This window comes from Acrocarpospora sp. B8E8 (assembly GCF_039871605.1).
Lineage (GTDB): Bacteria > Actinomycetota > Actinomycetes > Streptosporangiales > Streptosporangiaceae > Acrocarpospora > Acrocarpospora macrocephala.
Map to the genome: position 1 here is coordinate 1 of NZ_JBDPLV010000044.1, position 24,195 is coordinate 24,195.

Here is a 24,195-nt window from a genome sequence, read left to right on the forward strand (position 1 = left end):
ACGCGATTGGCGCGTTACGCCTGCTCAACTTCACCAACATCGCCGATGGAACCCGATGGGCACGCGACAACTTCGAACACCCACTGATCGCTCTCGGTCTCACGATGTGAGAACGCATTCAGCCCTGGCAACCACCCGAGCTAGTCCAGCCCAGCAGCCAAATGCCCGGGCACAGCCATCAACGGATAGAGGTAACCGCCGATGAGCCATCGCACACATAGGTTTCCTGTATCGGTAAAGGGCGTAATTGTCCGTGATGGCCAGGTACTGCTCCTGCGGAATGAACGCGACGAATGGGAGCTGCCCGGAGGCCAACTGGAGCTCGGCGAAGACCCGCCGGACTGCCTCGTGCGTGAAATCCGCGAAGAGGCCGGCTGGGAAGCGCAGATCGGGCCGATCCTGGACTCCTGGCAGTACCACATCCGCGAAGGCGCCGACGTCTTGATCGTGACCTATGGCGCCACGGTCGATACCGATCAGCCGCCCGTACTCAGCCATGAGCACAAGCAGGTAGGCCTGTTCAGCGAACACGAAGCGAAGGACCTGCCGATGCCGCAAGGCTACAAGCGGTCGATCGCCGACTGGTTCTCCAGGCCGCACGAACCCGCGAGGTAGACGAGGCGATCGCGATTCTGATCTGCTTGTCACGCAATCAAGTCGGCAAGCAAGCCTCTGACTCGCTCTTGCCGATAGGAAGGAATCACATCGTCTCGATCTCGTCGAGCGATGAGCACCGCGTCAAAGAATCGCGCTACACGGGCGACTTCCGCGGCCGCATGGTTGACGTTGCCCAGCTTCCGCTCTTCAAGCCACCGCGACACCTGAGACCAGGACCACAGGCTTCCACGCCTACGCCCGATCACGGGCCGGGGGAATCCTCCACCCCCCGGGCACCGGACGTCCAGTGGGAGACAGCTGCCGCGCCGGCTCCGGACCGTTCGGCAATACTGTCGACGTCCACGATGTCCTCTGTCACTCCCACTACTACCAGACCGGCTTGTTCGACCTGCTCGATCGCGGAGACGATCGCGATGACCGCGTCTTCGGCCTCACGGGAAAACTCGATCTCACCTCCACGCGCATCACCGGCTACAAGCGCGTCTACACCTCCGCTCTCCTCCAGCAGGCCATAAAGCTTGTCGGAGATGCTGATGAGTTGCTCCTCAGGGAAGCCAGTGGTCTTGATGGTGAACCAGTAGGTGTTCATGGGGCTTCCTCCTCTCCCGCGGGCGGAGTGATAGCTGGGCGCTGGCGGATGGCCGCCAGTTCTGCGATCTCCTAAATGATCACGCCCACCACAGAGAATCAGGACAGATGGGATGATTGGGAACATTTGGGATCACAACTTACAACGATGGAGTCACTCCTCTTGAGACTTCTTTGTTGCTTCATAGTTTCGTTGTCAGTTCCGAACTCCTGTCAACGACTCGGTGGACTGCGTTGATAGTTCCGATGCTTCTCCCTCCCGGTAGCCCTCGGCAGGCTCGTCGCTGATGACTGCGTAGACCTGCGGCGCAAGCCAGAAAACGGACCCTCCGCGGCCTTGGCGAACCTCTAGCTTCGATAGCCAGCCGCGACCTTCAAGATGCCTGATGAGGTTTAGCGCGCCTTGATTGGTGACGCCCAGACTGCTTCGGACTAGTCGAGTGGTGAGAATCGGATTATCGAATACCAGTTCTATTGCTTCGCTGGCCCTGCTCCGATTCCCTGCGAGTTCTGATCGGTACTGCTCCCGTAGCGTGAGAAGCGAATCTGCTCGTTGCATGGCGTCATCGGCTTGAGCCGACACCGCAGTAAGGAAGAACTGTAGCCACTCTTGGATCCTCCCCTTCTCGCGAACGGCTTGCAGCCGGTCGTAGTACTCCACGCGATGGCGTTCGAAGTATGCGCTCAGGTACAGGAGCGGTACAGGGAGTCGCTCCTCTTGGATGAGGAAGAGGAGAACCAGTAGCCGGCCGATCCGGCCATTGCCATCTAGCAATGGATGGACGGTCAGGAACTGGTAGTGGAGTAGAGCGCAGCGAACCAGTGTAGGGAGCCGTGGAGGACGAAGGAGGAACGCCTCGAAGTCGGCCAGTGAGTCGTGCATCGCCTGCCCGATGGGCGGCACGAAAACCGCGTTGTCTGGCCGATCTGTTGGGGAGCCTATCCATACCGGTTGATCTCGGAGACGGCCACCGGATGCCGTCCGGGCCGAGCCGTGCATCAACATGGCGTGAAGCTGCAGCAAGAGCTCCAGATCGAGCCTGCGACTTCGGACCTCGCGGACGCCGTGTTCCGCGGCCCTCAGGTGAGCATGCAGATCTCGAAGATCGCCGTATGCTGGTTCGGCTCCGGCTGCCTCTGCTTGGAACACATCCGTCAGTCGGGCTTGTGTGCCCTCAATCCGGGCACTCGCCAAGGCCTCACGCACGGCGTACGGCCTAAGGAGTAGGTCGGGTTCCCGGAGGCGTCGAGCGACACCACTCAAGCGGCCCAGAGCGGCCTCGGCGTCGGACAACGCCATGATCGTCTCGTTCTCCAAGGAGAGGCTCTGCGGCATGGGCGCAGGCTGGAACCAAGAGAATCCCAACTCGTCACCTGCCGCACACGTCCCGAAGTCTGATCTTTCAAAGCGCGACGTGTCCATGCCTCGAAGATACAACGAAACCCGGGATTTGGTTGGTACTATCTAGCCTGGGAGACGCTGTGTTGAGTAAAGCTACTGAGTGGACGATGTGTTCGGTCGGATTGGGTGGGAGCTATGAGTGCCGTGGTTCCTTTGGGTGGCCTGATCCCTGCTGTTGCGATCATTGATTCTCGCAACCTAGCGGGTCAGGCAGAAGAGGTGCTTGGTGCGAGGCGCTACCCGGGGGTCTCGGGCGTACGGCAGGCGCTCGAACTCTATGGTTTCGCAGTGGGCAAGGTCATTGCCGCGGTGGGAACGCGCGCGTCGGGGTCCAGCTCGAGGCTGAGCGCCGCCCTCACGTTGAACCAAGACTTCGCGGCTCGATTTCGCAATGAGGGTGGAGAGATCCTTGAGGGATACCTGCGGGACAGTTACAACAAGATGGAGGAGAAGCAGGTAGACGTCCTGTGTGCGCGAGCCATCGCTGATGAGGCCTATGCGTCACGCCATGAAGCTTCCCCCTCCAAAGCGATCGTGCTCATCAGCAAGGACTCAGACCTGACGCCGATGTTTTCGTTTGCTAAGCGGCTCGGCGTGCCAGTGTACGCAGCGGCCACCTCGGGTGTGGACAGGAGGGGAGACATCGACTGGATCCTTCTGGGCGAAGCGGCCATAAGGATCATGACCGCCGCTCGGGGGTCGTGGGGTCATGATGTGCGGGATCAGGTTTCAGCCCTCGCGTTCCTGCAGTGGGGCAAGCCCTACCGGTGGTCTGTAACCGGAGTCGTGCGACGAAAGGGGCAGGATGTCGTCAAGCTGAGGCATCGTACCGGCATTTACGGGAGCGCTCTGATCCAGGAGTTCGGAGGAATCAAGCCTGCGAAGGCCACCAAGCACGACCTCTATCCGATTGGTGTCGACTTGGGCGAGCGTGGCCGGGAATTTCCGTTGGTCATGCTCAGCAAGTCAGGTGTTGGTGGTTGTGCCTCCAATCTTCGGGAGGCTGTGGTCGCTGAAAGGGTTAGTCCTACCCAAGTAACCCTTCGGCTGAACGATGGAGACAAGCTGTTCAGGGTGGAGGCGACCATTGACAACATGCACCTGAACAGGCGTGTTCTTGTGCAGCGGGAGGGCTCCGACACTGTTCGCTGGGTTGGAGGGCTTGAGCCGTGCGCTACGTACCCGACCGAGGGGGACCCCACCATGCCGACGATTGTGGAGATTGCATCTCTTACTGGCACCCCGCTAGCGATAGCGCGCCGTGCCGATGGGACCACCATGCCAATTCGGCTGCCTCGGGGTGAGGTCGGCAGGGTCGGGTCAAGATACGTCGGGATTGCTGCTGGGTTGGATCAGAGGCTGGGCAGCCATCTGATTGCGATCTCCAGCAGCCTCTGCTAGCGCTAAGGGCGGCCTATAGGCCGCCCTTAGCTTTTCTCATTCACCGGCCCCTACGTCCGGCACAGCGTGTATTGCGTCCGAGGACGCACAAGCAGTATCAGTTGCTGGGTGCCTTCGAGTCAAGTTGATGTTCGTCACACGCAAGCCGCCTACCTGCAGAAACATGGATAAATCATTTCACAATGATGGCAGGGGACGGCTTCCTTTACATGTCGATCTCGTCTCCTACTCACTGAGCGTGACATCACATGACTCTGCCCATCGGAAGATTAGGAGACGGACCGATGTGGTGGCTCTTCCCTACCGTGATACCACAGGTGATGACGCCCCGATGGCACCCAGTCCAAGGACGGCGTCCGCTGGGACCTCGCGACCCGGCTGCAGGTCGGGGGCGAAATTCCCTCTGGCCGCCTGACTTACAGGTCACCTGATCGAACGCGGATTCTCGGGTCCAACAAGATGCCAAACTCTGGTGGCCAAGGAGGAGTGTGGATATCGTCTGGGCGTGAGCAGCACGTGGGCGGAACGCATCGTAGAAGCCTTACGCATCTCCAGTCACCCCCTCAACGATGACGCGCTCGCCCGGCGTCTCGATGCTTCCCAGCGTCAAACGATCAACCAGGTCTGCCGTCAGTTGGCAGCACGAGGGAAGATCACCCGGCTGACCGGCCCGGACGGGAAGATCGTAAACATGCTGATCGCTGCGAACTCGTCGGCGAAGGGCGTGAGCGACCCGGGTACAGCTTCTTCTAAGAACTCAAGCGGTGATCGCCTGCTGACCGAAGACATGGTGAAGGAGGCCGTGAAGTCCCACCTGGAAGGCCTCGGCTACAGCGTTACCGTTGCCTGGGGCCGCGCACACGGGATAGACATCGAGGCCCATCGCGCTGACGATCATCTGTATCTTGAGGCCAAAGGCGAAGCTGCCAGTCCCCCGCAGCAGGTCAACTACTTCATCGGAGCACTGGGTGAACTCGTCCAACGCCTTCGGGACCCCTATGCCCGATACGGACTCGCCCTTCCTGATCATCCACAATATCGGGGCTTGGTACAGCGCCTACCGGCCCTTGCCCGCGAGCGCCTGAATTTGGTGATCATGCTTGTGGATCGACACGACGGGACGACGGTGACGACCCTACTCTGACGGGCCGCCTCAGCATGATCAGCGCTTCTGTGGTGACGGGTACGTTCACTTCGGGCTGGGCGTAGTTGAGACCTGCTCCCGCCCGAGGTGGGGTGGCGCAGGCCCACCTTTCGCGGACGGGCCAGGCCGGTCGTGGCGGGCACGACCGGCCTGGCTTGTTGTCACGTCAGGTCGGAGCACTTCAAGGCGTCGGGGTCCTTGGCGGCTTGGGGGACCCAGCGGACGTTGGCGAAGGAGGCGGAGAACGCGGCCTCCGTGTACACCAGGAACGCCGTGTTGACGTTCTCCATGTCGAGGCCGGTCGCCGCGAAACATGCGATCGGGATCTTGACGGTCGCCTTGGTGCCCTGTGTGGCGAGCCCGGTGAACAGGTTCGTTGCGACGACCTCGGAGAAGCACGGGTAGACGCAGTGCAGGCTGATCACGGTTCGGGCCGCCGGGGGAGCGTGGACGATGGTGTCGAAGACCAGGGCGGAGTCGGCGTTGAGGTAGGCGCGCAGGTCGGTGCCGCCGGCGGGGTTCTGGAGGTAGATCTGGCCGGGGCCGGCGCCGGTCCAGGTCGCCTTGAGTGCGTCGCCCTGGACGTTGACGTCGGAGGGGACCACGTTGATCTCGGCGTGCGCGGCGGTGCCGTCGACGCCGATCTCGGTGCCGCCCCAGTTCTCCGGTGATCCGATGAAGCTCCGGTACGGCGCGATGTCGGTCCGGTTGAAGAGCTCCAGATCCTCGGTCGCGGTGCCTCCGCCGCCGGTCTGGCCGCACGGGAATTCAGGCGAGGTCTCGTCCAGCTGTCCGACATTTCCGGATTGGCCGTTGCGCAAGCCGTACCCGAGCGGGAAGAGCGGGTCGTAGTCCTCCGTGCCCGGGTTGAGCGGGGTCTGGCAGGCGCTCTTCGGCCAGGAGTAGGAGAGTTTGCCTTGGTAGCCGGCACCATGCCGGGATTCGACGAGCAGGTCGGCGACGCCGCCGCCCTCGGTGCCGGGGAGCCAGGCGACCACGAACGCGTCGGAGCGGTTGAGTTCCTTGTTGACGTACAGGGGACGGCCCGTGACGTACACGGTGACCACCGGAGCGCCCTTGCCGGTGACCTTGTCCAGGACGGCGAGGTCGGCGGGGTAGAGCTTGGCCGCCTCCAGGGTGCGCCGCGACAGGTCGCCGACGCCTTCGGCGTAGGGGGTCTCGCCGATCACCGCGATGACCGCGTCGTACGCCGCCGGATCGACCCCGTCACCGGTCTCGCTGAAAGTGACGTCGTTGGTGCCGAGCACCTCGCGCAGACCGCCCAGAATGGTCGTGCCGTTGGGGAAGTCGGCGTTCGTGTTCCCCGTGCCCTGCCAGGTCAGCGACCAGCCGCCGGTCTGGTTCTGCAGGCTGTCGGCGCTCTTGCCGACGACCAGGACCTTGGCGCGCGAGTCGAGCGGCAGCACCTTGCCCTTGTTCTTGAGCAGGACCTGCGACTCGCGTACGGCTTCGCGGGCCAGGCGCTTTGCGTCGAGGGCGTCCGCGGAACCGGCCAGCGGACGGGCGGAGGGCTTGGGCGCGCTGAACAGGCCGGCGCGCAGCTTGACGCGCAGAATACGGGTGACCGCGTCGTCGATGCGCGCCATCGGGATCTCGCCGGACTCCACCTGGGCGATGGTGTTGGCGATGAACGCCTTCCACTCGTTGGGCACCATGAACACGTCGATGCCGGCGTTGACGGCCCGCGCGCAGCTCGCGTTGGTGCATCCGGCGACCTGGCCGATGCCGTTCCAGTCGGAGACGACGACGCCGTCGAAGCCCATCTTCTTCTTGAGGATCTGGTTCAGGGCGAGGTCGCTGCCGTGGAGTTTGCCCTCGTTGATGCCGAGGTCGGCGTTGGTCCAGCTGTTGAAGGAGACCATCACGGTCTGGGCGCCGGCGGCGAGCGCGCCGTAGTAGCCCTGGCCGTGGATGTTGATCATCTCGGCTTCGGAGGAGGGGTTAACGCCCTGGTCGGCGCCCTTGAGCGTGCCGCCGTCGCCGATGAAGTGCTTGGCGGTGGCGAGGACGCCCTTGCTGCCGAGCCGGTGGGAGTTGCCGCCCTGGAGTCCCCGGACGGCCTCGTAACCGTACGCGCGGGTGATCCGGGGGTCCTCGGAGAAGCCTTCGTAGGTACGGCCCCAGCGGTCGTCCCGTACCACGGCGAGGGTTGGCGAGAACGCCCAGTCCTGGCCGGTGGCGCGGATCTGCTCGGCGGTGGCCTCGCCGATGTCGCGGATCAGGCAGGGGTCCTGGGCGGCGCCGAGGCCGATGTTGTGGGGGAAGATCGTCGCGCCGTAGACGTTGTTGTTGCCATGTACGGCGTCGATGCCCCAGATGACGGGAATCTTCGTCCGGGTGCCGACCGACGCCTCCCAGTACGCGTCGGCGAGGCTGAGCCACGCCTGCGGGGTGGCGTGTTTGTCCCGGCCTGGCCAGGAGCCGCCGCCGTTGAGCACCGAGCCGATGCTGTACTGCCGGACCTCATCGGGGGTGATGGCGCCGATCTCCGGCTGGGTCATCTGGCCGACCTTCTCGGCGAGCGTCATCCCGGCGAGGATCTTCGCCACCCGCTTCTCGTCGGCGGAGTCGCGGTTGATCCGGCTCTTGACCTTCGGCCAGTCGGAGAGCGTGGGCAGGCGTTTCTCGATCCGGGCGCAGCCGTGGTCCATGGCGGGCTGCCCGATCTCCGGTTGCCTGCCGGGTTTGCCGCTGTCGGCGTTCGCGCTTGGGACGATCCCTCCGGTCAGGAGGGCAAGCCCGGCCAGGATCGCGTACACGCGTGGCCGGGTGAGGGGTCTGTTCATAAAGAGTCCGTTCTCGGTCGCAAACGGCTGCCGACACGCCGAATCCTGACCGGGTTACGGTTCTGAGTCAATAACTTCACAAGAGCGCTCTCTCACCACAGGAAACGACGTTTCCTAAACCAGATTCCCAAGGCTGTGGCTTATTTCGCGTGTTAGTGCATGTCAGAGGGCCAGTAGCCGTGGAACCGAGAGAGCGCTCTACATGAAGTCAGCCAGTCCTGGTGAAGTCCATGATCCAGTTGGTCTCCCAAGTCTGCTCGCCGTCGTAGGAGAAGGCCTGCTCCCAGCGGCAGGACGTCGGCGTGATCGCGGACCAGATGAACCGCACCCGGATCGGGCGCCCCTCCCATGTGTCGTCGGCGTAGAACCGGCCCACGCCGTCGTCGCCGAACCGCCCCACGCACGGGATGGGGTCCATGCCGACCCTGCTGTCGATCCAGTGCAACGACCACAGGTCGGTCTTGGCGTCGTAGAGCCGCACGGTCGCGCCGCTGTAACCGTCGAAGGTGATCTCGTCGAAGTTGCCCGCGCCGCCGAAGAAGCTCCGCACGACCGTGGTGGCCTGGATGTCCTCCCAGTCCTCGCAACCGACGCCGCGCTTGAGCAGCTTGCGGTTGGCCACGTCCCACGTGCCGACCAGGAAATCGAAGTTGTTTGCCATGACCGGACCATATGGGCGCTCCACTGACACGTATTGTCAGTGGAGCACCGTCGAGTTCCTCAGACTTGGCGCGGTGATCAGATGGTGAAGCCGCCGTCGACGTTGACCGTCGCCCCGGTGATGTACCTCCCGTCGGCGCTGGCGAGGAATGCCACAGTCGCGGCCACATCGGCCGGTGCCGCGTAGTGGCCGAGTGCGGTGAACCCGTTGATCGTGTCGGCGTTGGGGCCGTCAGCCGGGTTCAGTTCGGTGTCCGTAGGACCCGGGTTCACCAGGTTCACGGTGATCGCCCTGGGGCCCAGTTCGCGACCGAGCGCCTTGGTCAGGCCGATGAGCGCGGTCTTGCTCATCGCGTACAGCGCGAAGCCAGGAAACACGGCGCGCTCGGCCACGTTGCTGCCGATGTTGATGATTCGGCCGCCAGCCGACATGTGAGGGACTGCGGCCTGTGAAGCGACGAACGGGGCCCTGATGTTGACCGCGACGGTCTGTTCGAACTCCTCCAGGCTCAGCTGCTCCAGCGGTCCGAGCAGGAACACGCCGGCGTTGTTGACCAGGATGTCCAGCCGGCCCAGCTCACCGGCGACCCGGTCAACCACGGCGGTCATCGCCGCCGGGTCGGCGCTGTCCGCCTGTACCGCGATCGCCCGACGTCCCGCCACCTTGATCTGCTCGACCACGTCATCGGCGCGCTGCTGATTCTGCTGGAACGTCAGTGCCACATCGGCGCCGTCCTGGGCCAAGCGCAGCGCCACAGCAGCGCCGATGCCGCGACCACCACCGGTGACAAGGGCCACCTTGCCGTCAAGTGCGTTGTTCATGACGAAAAGCCTGGCCAATAATGGTGCGCCCGTCTGGCGGCGATCGGACGCAGCGTTCTGACACGTATTGTCGATGGAATGCGAGCCTCTCGGCTTTTGTCCGTCCTTCTCCTGCTGCAGGCTCGGGGCCGCATGACCGCGCAGCAGCTCGCCGACGAGCTCGAGGTCAGCGTACGAACCATCTACCGCGACGTGGACTCGCTCCACACCGCCGGAATCCCCCTGTACGGCGAGGCCGGGCACCAGGGCGGCTACCAGCTGCTCGACGGTTTCCGCACCCGGCTGACCGGGCTGACCGAACAGGAGGCCCAAGCGCTGTTCCTCGCCGGGCTACCCGGCCCCGCCGCCGAACTCGGCCTCGGCGCCCTCGCCGCGACCGCAGAACTCAAGATCGAGGCCGCGCTCCCACCGGACCTGCGCGAAGGCTCCCGCCGCATTCGCGAGCACTTCCACCTTGACGCCCCCGGCTGGTACCACGACGGCGACCAGGTCCCCCACCTTCCAGCCGTCGCGGGCGCACTCTGGGACAAGCGCATCATCCACGTGCTCTACCACCGCTGGCGCGAGCCATCCGAGGTCAAGCGCACCTTGGAGCCTTATGGGCTGGTTCTCAAAGCGGGCAAGTGGTATCTCGTCGCCCGCTGCGAGGAAACGCTGCGCACCTACCGCGTCAGCCAGATCCTCGACCTCCAGGTGACAGACGAGACGTTCACCAGGCCCCCTGGCTTCGATCTCGCCACGTACTGGCGAGACCACCTGATCGACTTCCGGACCCGTCTCATCCAAGGCCATGCCGTGGTACGGCTCTCGCCCCCCGGACGCGAACGGCTCACCGAAACCATGAGCGCCCAAGTGATCAACGCGGTGAACGAGACGGCGTCACCCCCCGACGAGCTTGGCTGGATCACCGCGACCATCCCGATCGAGTCTCTCATCCACGCCCACGGCGAACTCCTCAGACTCGGCGCCGAATGCGAGGTCCTCGACCCTCCCGCCCTCCGCGAGAAGCTGGCGGCCACGGCGAAGGCACTCGCCTCGCGCTACACGTGACGAGTAGGTCCGACCACGCTGACTCTCGTGCACGTCTTCGGGTAGCACGTGGTCGCACAGGTCTTCGGCCCGCGAACCCCGTTCACTCCGGCCACGAACCCGTCCGGAAGCAGTTCCAGCCCGGCAATGTCGATCGTCATGTTCCTATGAGAACCAGAAGATCGATGGTGACCCAGTCCCACTCGTGCCCGAGATACCCGGCTGAGTGGTCCTACCGGGCCACGGCGGTCGATCCCCGGACGACCAGTGATGTGGCGAGTTCGACGTGATGGGAGTCGATTTTCTCGCCCGCCGCCAGGCGGAGGCCGGTGCGCAGGGCGACCGCGCCCATCTCCCGGAGGGGCTGGCGGATGGTGGTCAGCGGGGGTGAGGCCATCGGGGCGATCTGGGTGTCGTCGAAGCCGACGATGCTGAGGTCCTCGGGGATGCGCAGGCCCCGCGCCCTGGCGGCCTCGATGATGCCGAGGGCGGTCGCGTCGTTGCCCGCGAAGATCGCTGTTGGGGGTTCCGGCAGGTCGAGCAGCGTCGCTCCGCCCACCACACCGTCGTGATACTGAAAATGCCCTGTCTGCACGTAATGCGGAAGCACGACAGCGCCCTCGGCCTCCATGGCGGCCCGATATCCATGCATCCGCGCCTGATGGCAGGCCGCCGTCGCATGGCCGCCGATATAGGCGATCCGCCGATGCCCGAGCGAGAGCAGATGCTGCGTCGCCGCCAGCCCACCCGAGAAGTTCGTCGACCCGATGCTGGTCACCCGCGCCCGCGGCAGGTTCAACGGATCGATCATGACCAGCGGCAGGCGTGCCCGCGACAGCGCGCTCAGGTGCCCGGTGGTCAACTCGCTGGTCACCGCGATCAACGCCCGCCGCCCCGCGCCGGCCAGATCGCGAGCCCACGCGACCGGCCGCGCGGCCCGCTGCCGCACGCTGACGACGACTGCGACGCCGACATCCGCTCCCGCCTCCACCGCCCCCTGAAGGATCTCGGTGGAGTACGCGTTGAGCGCCTTGTCGAGCTGCACCTCCACCGTGTCCCGCCCCGCGCTCTCCCCCCGGCGCGGCGAGGACGCGACATAGTCGTGCTGCACCAGCAGCGACTGCACCAGCGAACGCGTCGCGGGCGCCACGTCGCTACGCCCGTTGAGCACCTTGGACACCGTCGCGACCGACACGCCCGCGGAGGCGGCGACGGTGGCCAGCGTGGCACGTCTAGGACTCGGCATCTGTTCCCCTCGGCGGGCCGACGTCTACCGGTGTCACCAGCCGCCGACCAGGCCCGACGACCCGCACCGGACCGGTCAGCCGGACCGCACCCTGGCAGGGCAGGTCGGCGGCGGAGGTGCCGACGAGCACCTCGACGTCCCCGGGTTCGACGATGCGCCGCAGGTCACGGCCAGTGAAGGAGGTCCGGTCGGCGTGCACGCGGAACCGCACCTCCCGGCTCGTGCCAGGATCGACCGCCACCCGCACGAAGCCCACCAGCTGCCTCACCGGCCGGGTGACCTGGGCGAGCACGTCGTGCAGGTACAGCTGCACGACCTCCTCCCCCACTCGCGCACCGGTGTTGCGAACCCGGACGGAGACAGTGAACTCGCCGTCGGTGGGAATCTCAGCGTCACTGATCCGAAGATCGCCGACCTCGAAGGTGGTGTACGAAGCGCCGTAGCCGAACGGGAACAGCGGCGTCGGGTCGAGGTTGCTGATGCCCTGGCTGTCGGTTCCCAGGGGCGGCTGCAGGTACGTGCCCGGCTGCCCGCCCGGCCAACGGGGGATCTGTACGGGCAGCTTGCCTCCGGGCTGGACACGACCCGAGATTATACGGGCAATCGCCCCGCCACCCTCCACCCCGGGCATGAACGCCTGCACCAGCCCGGCGGCCTTCCCGTGCACCTGTCCCAGCGCGTACGGCCGCCCGGACACGACGACCACCACGACCGGCGTCCCGGTGGCGGCGAGCTCGGCCACCAGCTCTTCCTGCACCCCGGGCAGCCGCAGATCCTCGGCGTCGCAGCCCTCCCCGGAGGTCCCCTCCCCGAACATGCCCGCCCGATCCCCCACGACGGCGACGCACAGATCCGCCGCCCGGACACGGGACACCGCCGCCGCGAAGCCCGACCTGTCGGTGCCCCGGATCTCGCAGCCCCGCTCGTGGACGATCTCGGCGTCCGGGAATTCGACCCGCAGCGCGTCAAGCACGCTGGGCGCGTCGAGGCCGAGCCCGAGGCCCGGATGGCGGGGCAGGACATGGTTGGGGAAGGCGTAACACCCCATGAAAACGCGCGGATCGTCCGCCCCTGGCCCGACCACGGCGATCCGCCGCAGGCCGCCCCCAACCAGGGGCAACGCGGTTCCGGCGTCGAGCAGGACGATCGACCGCTCGGCCATCTCGCGAGCCAGCGAGCGGTTGGCCGGAGAGTCCAGGTCGACCGGTATCTCGCGAACCAGCGTGCGGTCGGCCGGAGAGTCCAGGTCGACCGGTCCCTCGGCCATCTCGCGGGCGGGCACGCGGTTGGCGGACGAGTCCAGATCGACCGACCCCTGGGCCATCTCGCGGGCCTCGTCGAGCAGCCCGAGTTCCACCTTCTGGGTGAGCAGCCGACGCGCCGCCCGATCCACCAAGGACTCCGGCAGCTCGCCCCGCGCGATCCGCTCGGCCAGGTGCGGCCCGAAGCCCTGCGTGTCGGGGAGCTCGACATCGATGCCCGCCGTGAGCGCCAGCACCCCCGCCTCCCCGGTGTCGGCGACCACCTGATGCATCGTGGCGAGGAACGGAATGGCCCAATAGTCCGAAACCACCGTCCCGGTGAACCTCCACTCCCCGCGCAGCAAATCGGTCAGCAGCCAGGAGTCGGCCGCAGCCGGAACCCCGTCCACGTCGGAGTAGGAGTTCATCACCGAACGCGCCCCACCCAGCGTGATCGCCATCTCGAACGGCGGCAGGATCACGTCCATCATCTCGCGCCGCCCCATCGAGACGGGACCGTGATTGCGAGCCGCCCGCGACGCGGAGTACCCGGCGAAGTGCTTGAGCGTGGCGATGACCCCGGCACCCTCCAGCCCGCGCACGTACGCGCTACCCAGCATCGCGACCAGATACGGATCCTCCCCGATCGTCTCCTCGACCCTCCCCCATCGATAGTCGCGAACCACATCAAGCACCGGCGACAGCCCCTGATGCACGCCCACGGCACGCATATCCCGCCCGATAGCCGCAGCCATCCGCTCCACCAGTTCGGGATCGAACGTCGCCCCCCAGGCAATGGCGGCCGGATATACGGTCGCACCATAAGTCGTAAATCCCGTAAGGCATTCTTCGTGCACGAGTGCCGGAATTCCCAGCCGGGAATGCTCAGTGACCGCACGCTGAAGCCGTACCACCTCGGCGGCCCCCTCCGCAGCCGTCACCGGTTCGCTGCCGAACACGCGCGTCAGTTGCCCGATCCCGTGCCGTACGGCCTCCTCGAACGGCACGGTCCCCGCAGCCAGCACATCCTGCAGCGGCGCGACGTTCATCGTCCCGGCGGCGTCGTGCTCCTGGGCGACGAGCTTCTCGTTGCCCACCCACTGGCTGCCGAGCTGGGCGACCTTCTCCTCGATGGTCATCTCCGCGAGGAGCGCGTCGACCCGGTCGGCCACGGGAAGCGTCGGGTCCTGCCACCGGCGGGTGACCCGGTCTGGAGCGGTCATCTGCTGCTCTCCTCACGATCAACTTGCCGAGAATTTTCGAAACATTTCGAGACAGTGGCGTGACCTGCCCGCCAGACAATATCCGCATTAAAATCCCAGTTCAATGCCTATGTCTCGACATAATCTCCACAGCCGCCCCAAGTGCCTCTTGACAGGCAAACACGTGAAACTTAGATTCCAACCCGCGCGGTCATGTCGCAAATGTTTCGGTAGACCGGCTCAAGGGCGTACGGCATGGGGGTGCTGATCCTCGACGGCAGGCCACCGCATCCGATGATCAACCAGCTCTCGAGTACGGAGATCAGCGTGGAGCCCAGGACACCATCTCGCCGCACTTTCCTCAGCCTCGCCATGGGCGTGCCCGTGGGAGCCGCGCTCGCCGCCTGCGGCAGTTCGGGCCCCACCCCCACCGGCGGCGGCGCGAGCGGGGGCGGCGCCGCCGCCGGCAAGGCCACTTACTGGTATCTGAGCACCCAGCCGCAGGAGGGCATCCGCACCGCCTCCGTGGACAGGTTCAACAAGGCCAACCCCAACACTCAGATCGCCGCGACGACCTTCCAGAACGACGCGTACAAGACGAAGATCAAGACCGCGCTCGGGGCCGGGCAGGCGCCCACCATCATCTGGGGCTGGGGCGGTGGCACGCTGCGCACCTACGTGCAGGCCGGCCAGGTCGACGACCTCACCCCGTGGTTCGACCAGAACCCCGCCATCAAGGACCGGCTGTTCCCGTCCTCGTTCGGCGCCGCGACCATCGACGGCAAGATCTACGCGATGCCCGCCGAGGCGGTCCAGCCGATCGTCCTGTTCTACAACAAGAAGGTCTTCGACCAGGTCGGCGTCCAGCCGCCGGAGTCCTGGGGCGACATCATGGAGCTGGTGCCCAAGTTCAACGCCGCGGGCATCGCGCCGTTCTCGCTCGGCGGGCAGTCCCGCTGGACGAACATGATGTGGCTGGAGTTCCTCTTCGACCGCGTCGGCGGTCCCGAGCTGTTCGGGGCCGTGTTCGACGCCCAGAAGGACGCCTGGTCCAACCCGGCCGCGCTGGACGCCCTGACCAAGGTGCAGGACCTGGTCAAGGCCGACGGGTTCATCAAGGGCTTCTCCTCGATCACCGCGGACTCCAACGCCGACCAGGCGCTGCTCTACACGGGCAAGGCCGCGATGATGCTGCACGGCGTCTGGACCTACGGGAGCATGGCTCTGGACGGTGGCGACTTCGTCTCCGGCGGCCACCTCGGCTACATGAACTTCCCACCGGTCGAGGGCGGCAAGGGCGACCCCAGCAACACCGTCGGCAACCCCGGCCAGTACCTGTCGATCTACTCCAAGGCGACTCCGGAGCAGAAGGAGATCGCCAAGAAGTTCTTCGCCACCCAGGTCCTGTCCCCCGACGAGGTCAAGCAGTGGATCGACACCGGCTCGGTGCCGATCGCCAAGGGCTCCGAGAGTGCGCTGGCCTCGACCAAGGACGCCGCATGGCTGGAGTTCGTGTACGGCGTGGCCAGCAACGCCAAGGCGTTCGGACAGTCCTGGGACCAGGCGCTCAGCCCGACCGCGGCGGAGACCCTGCTGGACAACATCTCCCAGCTGTTCCAGCTGTCGATCACACCGGAAGAGTTCGCGGCCAACATGAACGCGGTCATCGGCAAGTGAGCGTGACCCCGGCCACCACGCGAGGTCGTCATGGCTCCCTCGCGTGGCTGGCCGTGCCCGCTCTGGTGTTCTTCGTCGGCTTCGCCGTGATCCCGCTGGTCGGGGTGCTGGCGCTCAGCTTCACCTCGTGGGACGGGATCGGCGACATCAGCCTGTCGGGCTTCACCAGCTGGCACGCGGTGCTGACCGACCCGGGCCTGCCGCACGCATTGTGGGTGACGTTCCTGGTGATGGCCCTGTCCTGGGCGGTCCAGACCCCGGCCAGCCTGCTGCTCGGGGTGTTCCTGGCCGGTCGGCAGCGCTACCGGGCCGTGCTGGCCGTGCTCTACTTCGTGCCGCTGCTGCTCAGCTCGGCGGCCATCGCCATCACGTACAAGGCGCTGCTCGACCCGAACTTCGGGCTCGGCGCCGGGCTGGGCATCGAGCTGCTGGCCCAGGACTGGCTCGGCGAGGCCCACCTCGCCTTCGGCATCGTGATCTTCGTCGTGTCCTGGCAGTTCATCCCGTTCCACTCACTGATCTACCAGGCCGGGGTACGGCAGATCCCTCGTTCGATGTACGAGGCCGCGGAGCTGGACGGCGCGGGACGGGTCCGCCGGTTCTTCAGCATCACCCTGCCGCAGCTCAAATACACGATCATCACCTCCTCGACCCTCATGGTCGTCGGGTCGCTGACCTTCTTCGACCTCATCTTCGTGCTGACCGAGGGCGGCCCAGGCGACGCCACCCGGGTGCTCGCCCTGGACATGTACAAGCGCGGCTGGCAGGCCAACCTGATGGGGCCGGCCAGCGCGATCGCCGCCATCCTCGTGCTCGTGGGCCTGGCGCTGGCGCTGCTGCTGCGCAGGCTCGGCGGGCGGGATCCCGCCGCCAGCCAGATGGAAGGGGCCTGACATCAAGGAAAAGACATGGCGACGACCCTGACCAAAGAACCCGAGCGGACCGCCGCGGCACGGCCCCGGTCCAGCCCCCACCAGGGCGCGGTCGGCGGCCACCGGAACTGGCTGGCCGGTGTGGCCGGCTGGCTCTGGCTGGCGGTGGTGGTGATCCCCATCTACTGGATCGTCATCACCAGCTTCAAGCTGCAGAGCAGCTACTACGTGACCAACCCGCTGGCGCCGCCGACCGAACCGACGCTGCGGAACTACCAGATGGTCATCGAGGCCGACTTCGCGCAATATTTCATCAACAGCCTCATCGTCACCCTCGGCGCGGTGATCCCCGCGGTCCTCATGTCCTTCATGGCGTCCTACGCGATCGTGCGGAGCGCTTCCAGCCGGGTCCTGCGCGTCGTGAACTCGCTGTTCCTCATGGGCCTGGCCATCCCGCTGCAAGCCACCATCATCCCGATTTACCTGATCATCATCAGGTTGCACCTGTACGACAGCCTCCTGGGGATGATCCTGCCGTCGATCGCCTTCGCGATCCCGTTGTCCGTGCTCGTCCTGTCCAACTTCATCCGCGACGTGCCCAGGGAACTGTTCGAGTCGATGCGGATCGACGGCGCCACCGAGTGGGCGACGCTCTGGCGCCTGGCGTTCCCGCTCACCCGGCCCGCCGTGGTGACGGTGGCGATCTACAACGCGCTGACGATCTGGAACGGCTTCCTGCTGCCGCTGATCCTCACCCAGAGCCCCGACAAGCGCACCCTGCCGCTCGCACTCTGGGCCTTCCAGGGCCAGTACAGCGTGAACGTCCCCGCCATCCTCGCCTCCGTCGTCCTCACCACCCTCCCGATCCTCATCCTGTACGTCGTCGGCCGCCGCCAGCTCCTCAGCGGCCTGACCGCAGGCTTCAGCAGATAATTCCCCTACTGACATCAAAGAGTGCTTGACCTGGGCATATCGGTTTCTGATCACGGTGTTGTCACTAGCATGTGCGGAATCACCGGGTGGGTGGACTATGAGCGGGACCTGACCAGGTCCGGGGAAATCGCTCAGGCGATGGTGGACACGATGGCCTGCCGAGGGCCGGACGACGAAGGGCTCTGGACGGCGGCGCACGCGGCGATCGGGCATCGCCGGCTGGCCATCATCGACCTCGCGGGCGGGCGGCAGCCGATGGTCGCCGAGGAGGACGGGCGGGAACTGGCCGTGCTCACCTACAGCGGGGAGGTCTACAACTTCCTGGAGCTACGGCGGGAACTGGAGGCACGCGGGCACCGGTTCAGGACGCGCAGCGACACCGAGGTCGTGCTGCGCGCCTACCTCGAATGGGGTCAGGAACTCGCCGAGCATCTCAACGGCATGTTCGCCTTCGCCGTCTGGGATGTCAGGCGGGAGGAACTGCTGCTGGTGCGGGACCGGATGGGCATCAAGCCGCTCTACTACTACCCGACCGCGCAGGGAGTGCTGTTCGGCTCGGAGCCCAAGGCGATCCTGGCCAACCCGCTCGCCGAGCGGGTGGTCGACGCGGACGGGCTGCGCGAGATGCTGGCGTTCGTCAAGACACCGGAACACGCGATCTTCCGAGGCATGTACGAAGTGCGCCCCGGCCAAACCGTCACAGTGCGCCGTTCCGGTATCACCAAGCGCCGCTACTGGCAGTTGGAGTCCTACGAGCACCCCGACGACGTCGAGACCACCGTGGCCACGGTGCGCGGACTGCTGGACGACATCATCACCCGCCAGCTGATCAGCGACGTTCCCCTGTGCACGCTGCTGTCCGGCGGCCTGGACTCCAGCGCGGTCACCGCGCTCGCCGCCATGGACCTGCGCGCCCAGGGCATGGGCACGGTCCGCTCGTTCTCCGTCGACTTCGTCGGCTACACCGAGAACTTCAAGCCCGACGCCGCGCGCGCGACCCCTGACACGCCGTACGTGCACGATCTGGTGCGCCACGTCGGCTCCGAGCATGCCGACATCGTGCTCGACTCCGGTGAGCTGATGGACCCGGCGGTCCGAGCGCGAGTGCTGCACGCGCGCGACCTGCCCGTCGGCATGGGCGACATGGACACCTCGCTCTACCTGCTGTTCAAGGCCATCCGCGGGCACTCCACGGTCGCCCTGTCCGGCGAATCGGCCGACGAGGTGTTCGGCGGCTACCAGTGGTTCCACGACCCGGTGGCGGTCAACGCCGACATGTTCCCGTGGCTGGCGCTGGGCGACATCAGCGGCGGCGCCAACCTGGACATGCTGGACGAGGATCTGCGGGAGGCGCTGGACGTTCCCGCCTACCGGGCCGACAGCTACCACCAAGCGCTCACCGAGGTGCCCCGGCTGCCCGGGGAGACCGGCCACGAACGGCGCATGCGCGAGATCAGCTACCTGAACCTGACCAGGTTCGTCCTGATGCTCCTGGATCGCAAGGATCGCATGAGCATGGCGGTCGGCCTGGAGGTCCGCGTCCCCTTCTGCGACCACCGGCTGGTGCAGTACGTCTTCAACGCCCCCTGGGCCATGAAGACCTTCGACGGCCGCGAGAAGAGCCTGCTACGCGCGGCCTGCGCGGATGTCCTCCCCGAGTCGGTCCTGCAACGAGTCAAGAGCCCGTACCCGTCCACCCAGGACCCCGGCTACGAGCAGGCCCTGCGCCAGGCCGTCCGCGACCTGATGCGGACCTACGACCTGCCCAGCCGCCGGATCATGGACCTGGCCGCCATGCGCGCCAGGCTCCGGCAGCCCTTGGACGAGACGAGCTCGCTGGGCCACCGGGCCCCGCTGGAGCGCATGCTCCAGCTCGACGCCTGGCTCAGGGATTACCAGGTCAAACTGGACGTCTAGCTAGTCGTGGCGTTCCGGCTGGGGGATCGGGCCATTGGTGTCGTCGAAGACGTTGCCGGTGAGTTCCGACAGCGTGGTGCGCGTGCTGAGCAGGATCGGGCACTTGAAGAAGGAGTTGCGGCCGAACCTGTTGCCATTGACCTTGATGCCGGTCAGGGCGCCGTTCAGGCCGTTGTGGCTGAAGTTGAGGGTGCAGCCGCCGCCGTCCAGGAAGTTGTCCACCACGAGGCTGTTGGGCGCGGACGACTGCAGGGCCGCGTTGGCGTCCTTCGTGGTCGACATGTCGATCGTGTTGTGGCGCAGGGTCACGCCGGTTTCGCCCGCCATCGACTGCACGCCGTCGTTGTGCGTGGGGCCGCCGCCCTGGTCGGGGTCGGAGGCGAACCAGGTCATGTCGTGGATGAACGAGTCCTGGATGAGGGTGCCGCTGCCCGCCTTGATGCCGTCGGTGCTGCCGCGGAACTCGCTGCGCAGGATCTGGGTGTTGCGGGTCCACGCGCCGTCGACGCCCGCGCTGGGGTTGGCGGGGACGAACTCGGAGTCGGTGACCACGGTGTTGCTGCCGCGGGTGCTGTCGAACAGCGGGATGGTGCGGTTGGTGGAGCCGCCGCGGAACACGCAGTCCTTGAAGGTGATGTTGGAGCCGGTGACCTTGACGAAGCCACGGAACTCCCGGCCGGTGATGACCTGGCCGTTGGTGGAGAAGGTCTGGTCACCGTTGACGACCGTGAGCTGGGTCCCGGGGGTCACGCCGGTGTTTGCCGCGTTGGGGAACTTTCCGGCTGGGATGGGGTCCGGGTCCTTGCTGGGAGTCGGCGTCGGGGTGGGCGAAGGTGACGGCGAGGGCGAAGGTGAGGGTGACGGCGAAGGCGTTGGGGTGGCCGACGGCACTGGGGTGAGGGTCGGCGTCGGGCTAGGCGACGGGATGGGCACGGGCGTGAGGGTCACGCTCGGGGTCGTCGCCGTCGGGGTCACGGTGACCGTCGGAGTCACGGTGATCGTCGGCGTGGCCGAGGGGGTGGTCGGCGGGGCCGGGTTCGGCTTTGGTGTGGTTTCCCACCACTGGAAGATCGGGTCTACGTAGTACGTGTAGTTCTTGGGGTTCCACTTTTCGGGGAAGCGGCTCTTGCCGTACCGGAAGACGCCGGTGCGCCTTTGGGCGGCGGCGAGCGGTTCCGCGGTGGCGAGGCTGCCGCGGGTGGCCGCGTAGGTGCCGTTGTCGCTGTGGTAGGAGATCGTGTACGTCTGTCCTGGCCGTACCACGACGGACTGCGCGAAGCGCGCCTCCTGCCAGCCCGATCGGGTCTCGGCGGTGAAGGTGACCCGCGCCAGCCGTACGCCCCGGGAGCTCCACAGGCTGCCCGTGTGCTTGCCGCGCTCGCCCGCCGCCTTGAAGAAGCGCACTCCGGCGACGCGGCCCTCCTTGGTCACCGTGAACCGGGTGCCGAGTTCGAGGGAGGCCCGGTCCGAGTAGCGGGTCGGGGTGATCTGCGCCGCCGGATTCCAGAGGCTGGTCTCCTTGAGCTCCCGCGTGGTGGCGGGCTGCTCGGCCGCGATGGGAACCACCGAGGACTCGCTCCGGGTGGCCAGGATGACGACCGGCACCGCTATGGCGAGCACGACCCCCGGCACGATGAAGCGCCAGGGGCGGCGTGGTTCGGACTCCAGGTCACGAGGAGAGTGCGTGCTGGCCATGCGTCTGACCTCCGGGCGAGTCGCCGGTTATGTCGTGCTCGTATGGACCGATCCTTGGGTTCCGGTGGCTATTGTGGCGCGTGAGGTAACAGACGCGCATCATTTTCGCCAAATATGCCGACTCATTCCCGGGTAGGAGCAGGTTATGCGAGCCCCGCCGTCCCCTACCGTGTCCAGACCGGTCATGCACCAGCGCTGGTCGGAGCTGACCTTTGTGCACTGGCGCTATCCTGCCGGCGTCGTCGCCCCGCTTCTGCCGCCCGGCCTCACGGTGGAAACCTTCGACGGCAGTGCCTGGGTGGGCTTGGTCCCGTTTCTCATGAAAGGGGTACGGCTGTCCGGCACGCCTCCCCTGCCCTGGTTGTCCCGTTTCCCCGAAACGAACGTCCGCACCTACGTCCACGACGAGTCCGGCCGTTCCGGCGTCTGGTTCTTCTCGCTGGACGCCGCCCGCCTCCCCGCCGTTCTGGGCGGCCGGGCCGGTTTCCGACTTCCCTACTTCTGGTCGGACATGTCCGTCACCAGAAATGCGACCCACTGGACCTACCGCAGCCATCGCCGCCACACCGGCGTCCGGGCCAACCTGGACGTCAACGTCGGCCCCCACCTCGACAACCCCGACGAGCTGGCCCACTTCCTGACCGCCCGCTACCGCCTCTTCAACCTGGTCTCCGGCCGCCTCGCCGCCGCGACGGTCGAACATCCGCCCTGGCCTCTCAACAAAGCGACCCTCACCCACCTGGACGAAACCATCCTCCAAGCCGCCAACCTCCCCGCCCCCGACAACCCACCTTTGCTGCACGCCTCCCTCGGTGTCCCCGTACGCGTGGGAATGTGGCACTAGCGGAATCGGCGCAAGCGCAGGCTGTTGGCGACCACGAGGACGCCCGACAGGGCCATCGCGGCGGCGGCGACCACAGGGGAGATCAGGCCTGTCGCGGCCAGCGGGAGAGCCACCAGGTTGTAGGCGAATGCCCAGAAGAGGTTGCCTTTGATGGTCGTCAGGATTCGCCGTGAAAGGCGGATCGCGTCGGAAGCCACGCGTAGATCGCCACGAACCAGGGTGATGTCGGAGGCCTCGATCGTCCTGTCGGTGCTCGTCGCGATGCCGAGGTCGGCCTGAGCGAGGGCCGCCGCGTCGTTAACGCCGTCGCCGATCATCGCGACCACGCGTCCCTGCCGCTGCAACGCCCGAATCGCCTCAACTTTCCCTTCGGGCAGCAGCCCGGCCAGCACAAAATTAACGCCAACCTCAGCGGCCACCCGAGCGGCCACGGATGCCCGATCTCCGGTGAGCAACAACGGCGACAACCCAAGAGCCTTCAGATCCCGAATGGCTCGTGCCGACATGGGTTTCACCGCATCCGCGATCACCAGCACGCCGCGCGCGAGCCCATCCCACCCGACGACGATCACCGTTCCAACCGCCTCGGCCAGCGCCTTCTCCAGGGAGTCCGGCAGCTCGCCCCACCGTTCGACCAGCAGTTCCCGGCGTCCGGCCAGCACCCACTTCCCGGCCACCCAGCCCTCGACACCGCGCCCGGGCAACGCGGCGAACCCCTCGACCGGCAGGGCCGAACCGCCGGCCTCGTCGATCGCCCGGGCGATGGGATGCTCTGAGGCACGCTCCACCGCGCCCGCCAACGCGAGGATCTCCTCCCGGGACTCGCCTTCGGCGGCGATCACGGAGGTCAACCGCATCCGGCCCTCGGTCACCGTGCCGGTCTTGTTCAGCACGATCGTGTCGATCCGGCGGGCACGCTCCAACGTGTCCGGGCCTTTGACCAGGATGCCGAGCTGAGCGCCACGTCCAGTGCCGACCCGAAGCGCCGTCGGCGTGGCCAGCCCGAGCGCGGCCGGGCAGGCGATGATCAGGACGGCGATGGCCGCGCCGATCCCGTCCGGCGCGGGCGCGCCCAGGGCGAGCCAGGCCACCAGGGTGGTGGCGGCGATCGAGAGGACCAATGGGACGGCGACCGCGGACACCCGGTCGGCCAGGCGCTGGACTTCGGCCTTGCCGGACTGGGCGGCTTCGGCCAGGCGGGTGATCTGGGCCAGGCGGGTGTCATGGCCGACGCGGGTCGCGCGCACCATCAGCCGCCCGCCCGCGTTGACCGTCGCCCCGACCACCCGGTCACCTGCGCCGACCTCCATCGGGATGGATTCGCCGGTCAGCCGGCTGGCGTCGACGGCGGAGTGACCTTCGATCACGACACCGTCGGCGGCGATCTTCTCGCCGGGGTGGACCAGGAAGGCGTCTCCCACGGTGACACGGTCGGCCGGGACGTGGATCACTTCGCCGTTGCGGAGGAGGGTGGCGTCTTTGGGGCCGAGATCGAATAAGGCGCGCAGGGCCGTACCGGTGTGGCGTTTGGCTCTGGCCTCCAAGTAGGCGCCGGTGAGGGCGATGAGGGTGATTGCGGCGGTCACCCCGAAGTAGACGTTCGCCGCGGACGCGAGGGTCCACAGCGACCAGCCGAACGAGGCCAGGATGCCCAGTGACACGAGAGTGCGCGCCCGATGGAAGGGCCACGCGCCGTACGTGACGATGGGGAGGGTGAGCGCCAGCGAGACCCACTGCCAGCCGGGCACTCCCAGCGCCGGGATCACCGCCGGGGCGAACACGCCGGCCGCGCAGGACGCGGAAATGATCAGGCGTTCCTCCAGCCCCCTGAGCGGCTCCTCCTCGCAGCGCGTCGCGTGGCGCAGTTCGGCCGTGTAGCCCGCGCGCTCGACCTCCGCCACCAGGGTCGCCGGGTCCAGATGGGCCGGATGGGTGACGGTCGCCTGCTCGGTCGCATAGTTGACCGTCACCGTCACCCCGTCGAAACTTCGCAGCGAGCGCTCGATCTGGGCCGCGCAGGCGGCGCAGGTCATTCCCCCGATGACGAGCTCTGTGGTGAGCACTTCCAACGACTTGTTCATCACCACTCCGTTGACC

19 protein-coding genes are annotated in these 24,195 nt (G+C 66.5%); 9 read left to right on the forward strand and 10 right to left on the reverse strand.

Annotation, left to right across the window (positions count from 1 at the left end; translation table 11 throughout):
• Positions 1-201 precede the first annotated feature (201 nt).
• Complete coding sequence (locus ABGB08_RS34070) at positions 202-615, forward strand: NUDIX hydrolase (RefSeq protein ID WP_347598909.1); 414 nt, start codon at positions 202-204, stop codon at positions 613-615.
• Between the two features lie 244 nt (positions 616-859).
• Here ABGB08_RS34070 and ABGB08_RS34075 read toward each other — a convergent pair whose 3' ends face one another.
• Together ABGB08_RS34075 and ABGB08_RS34080 are read right to left on the reverse strand one after the other, a co-directional pair.
• Positions 860-1,207: a hypothetical protein gene (locus tag ABGB08_RS34075; protein WP_347598912.1), complete on the reverse strand. Its 348-nt coding sequence runs from the start codon at positions 1,205-1,207 to the stop codon at positions 860-862.
• Positions 1,208-1,402: 195 nt separating this feature from the next.
• Positions 1,403-2,542, reverse strand: a complete 1,140-nt coding sequence (locus tag ABGB08_RS34080) for a Fic/DOC family N-terminal domain-containing protein (protein WP_347598915.1) — start codon at positions 2,540-2,542, stop codon at positions 1,403-1,405.
• A gap of 201 nt (positions 2,543-2,743) precedes the next feature.
• Between ABGB08_RS34080 and ABGB08_RS34085 the strand changes: the two genes are divergently transcribed.
• On the forward strand, positions 2,744-4,009 hold the full coding sequence (locus tag ABGB08_RS34085) for a hypothetical protein (RefSeq protein ID WP_347598918.1): 1,266 nt from the start codon (positions 2,744-2,746) through the stop codon (positions 4,007-4,009).
• Positions 4,010-4,514: 505 nt separating this feature from the next.
• The gene (locus ABGB08_RS34090) at positions 4,515-5,153 is read left to right on the forward strand and encodes a hypothetical protein (RefSeq protein WP_347598921.1); all 639 of its coding nucleotides are present in this window, start codon (positions 4,515-4,517) and stop codon (positions 5,151-5,153) included.
• A 161-nt stretch (positions 5,154-5,314) separates the two neighbouring features.
• On the opposite strand, the gene ABGB08_RS34095 is transcribed toward ABGB08_RS34090, so the two are convergent.
• From ABGB08_RS34095 to ABGB08_RS34105, 3 genes are all read right to left on the reverse strand, one after another.
• Positions 5,315-7,960, reverse strand: a complete 2,646-nt coding sequence (locus tag ABGB08_RS34095) for an exo 1,3/1,4-beta-D-glucan glucohydrolase (RefSeq protein WP_347598924.1) — start codon at positions 7,958-7,960, stop codon at positions 5,315-5,317.
• A gap of 208 nt (positions 7,961-8,168) precedes the next feature.
• On the reverse strand, positions 8,169-8,621 hold the full coding sequence (locus ABGB08_RS34100; protein ID WP_347598927.1) for a hypothetical protein: 453 nt from the start codon (positions 8,619-8,621) through the stop codon (positions 8,169-8,171).
• A gap of 77 nt (positions 8,622-8,698) precedes the next feature.
• Entirely contained in the window at positions 8,699-9,442 is a 744-nt protein-coding gene (locus ABGB08_RS34105; RefSeq protein ID WP_347598930.1) for a 3-oxoacyl-ACP reductase family protein, read from the reverse strand.
• A gap of 78 nt (positions 9,443-9,520) precedes the next feature.
• On the opposite strand from ABGB08_RS34105, the gene ABGB08_RS34110 reads away from it, so the two are divergent.
• Positions 9,521-10,492, forward strand: a complete 972-nt coding sequence (locus tag ABGB08_RS34110) for a WYL domain-containing protein (protein ID WP_347598933.1) — start codon at positions 9,521-9,523, stop codon at positions 10,490-10,492.
• On the opposite strand, the gene ABGB08_RS34115 is transcribed toward ABGB08_RS34110, so the two are convergent.
• From ABGB08_RS34115 to ABGB08_RS34125, 3 genes are all read right to left on the reverse strand, one after another.
• Positions 10,483-10,632 carry a hypothetical protein gene (locus tag ABGB08_RS34115; RefSeq protein WP_347598936.1) on the reverse strand — a complete coding sequence of 50 codons (150 nt, stop codon included), beginning with the start codon at positions 10,630-10,632 and terminating at the stop codon, positions 10,483-10,485. The genes ABGB08_RS34110 and ABGB08_RS34115 overlap by 10 nt on opposite strands.
• A gap of 71 nt (positions 10,633-10,703) precedes the next feature.
• A complete protein-coding gene (locus tag ABGB08_RS34120; RefSeq protein ID WP_347598938.1) occupies positions 10,704-11,717 on the reverse strand; it encodes a LacI family DNA-binding transcriptional regulator in 1,014 nt (337 codons plus the stop codon).
• The gene (locus ABGB08_RS34125) at positions 11,704-14,181 is read right to left on the reverse strand and encodes a glycoside hydrolase family 3 N-terminal domain-containing protein (RefSeq protein WP_347598941.1); all 2,478 of its coding nucleotides are present in this window, start codon (positions 14,179-14,181) and stop codon (positions 11,704-11,706) included. Before ABGB08_RS34125 ends, ABGB08_RS34120 begins: the two co-directional genes overlap by 14 nt.
• A gap of 234 nt (positions 14,182-14,415) precedes the next feature.
• Between ABGB08_RS34125 and ABGB08_RS34130 the strand changes: the two genes are divergently transcribed.
• The 4 genes from ABGB08_RS34130 to asnB all read left to right on the forward strand — a co-directional run bounded on the left by ABGB08_RS34130 (position 14,416) and on the right by asnB (position 19,559).
• On the forward strand, positions 14,416-15,837 hold the full coding sequence (locus ABGB08_RS34130) for an extracellular solute-binding protein (protein ID WP_347598944.1): 1,422 nt from the start codon (positions 14,416-14,418) through the stop codon (positions 15,835-15,837).
• Complete coding sequence (locus ABGB08_RS34135; RefSeq protein WP_347598947.1) at positions 15,834-16,730, forward strand: sugar ABC transporter permease; 897 nt, start codon at positions 15,834-15,836, stop codon at positions 16,728-16,730. Before ABGB08_RS34130 ends, ABGB08_RS34135 begins: the two co-directional genes overlap by 4 nt.
• A gap of 15 nt (positions 16,731-16,745) precedes the next feature.
• Entirely contained in the window at positions 16,746-17,642 is an 897-nt protein-coding gene (locus ABGB08_RS34140) for a carbohydrate ABC transporter permease (protein ID WP_347598950.1), read from the forward strand.
• A 69-nt stretch (positions 17,643-17,711) separates the two neighbouring features.
• Positions 17,712-19,559: an asparagine synthase (glutamine-hydrolyzing) gene (gene asnB / locus ABGB08_RS34145; RefSeq protein WP_347598953.1), complete on the forward strand. Its 1,848-nt coding sequence runs from the start codon at positions 17,712-17,714 to the stop codon at positions 19,557-19,559.
• On the opposite strand, the gene ABGB08_RS34150 is transcribed toward asnB, so the two are convergent.
• The gene (locus tag ABGB08_RS34150) at positions 19,560-21,254 is read right to left on the reverse strand and encodes a DUF4082 domain-containing protein (RefSeq protein ID WP_347598956.1); all 1,695 of its coding nucleotides are present in this window, start codon (positions 21,252-21,254) and stop codon (positions 19,560-19,562) included. It abuts the gene before it with no gap.
• Between the two features lie 145 nt (positions 21,255-21,399).
• On the opposite strand from ABGB08_RS34150, the gene ABGB08_RS34155 reads away from it, so the two are divergent.
• Entirely contained in the window at positions 21,400-22,098 is a 699-nt protein-coding gene (locus ABGB08_RS34155; RefSeq protein ID WP_347598959.1) for a DUF2071 domain-containing protein, read from the forward strand.
• On the opposite strand, the gene ABGB08_RS34160 is transcribed toward ABGB08_RS34155, so the two are convergent.
• A complete protein-coding gene (locus ABGB08_RS34160) occupies positions 22,095-24,179 on the reverse strand; it encodes a heavy metal translocating P-type ATPase (RefSeq protein ID WP_347598962.1) in 2,085 nt (694 codons plus the stop codon). The genes ABGB08_RS34155 and ABGB08_RS34160 overlap by 4 nt on opposite strands.
• Between the last annotated feature and the right edge of the window lie 16 nt (positions 24,180-24,195).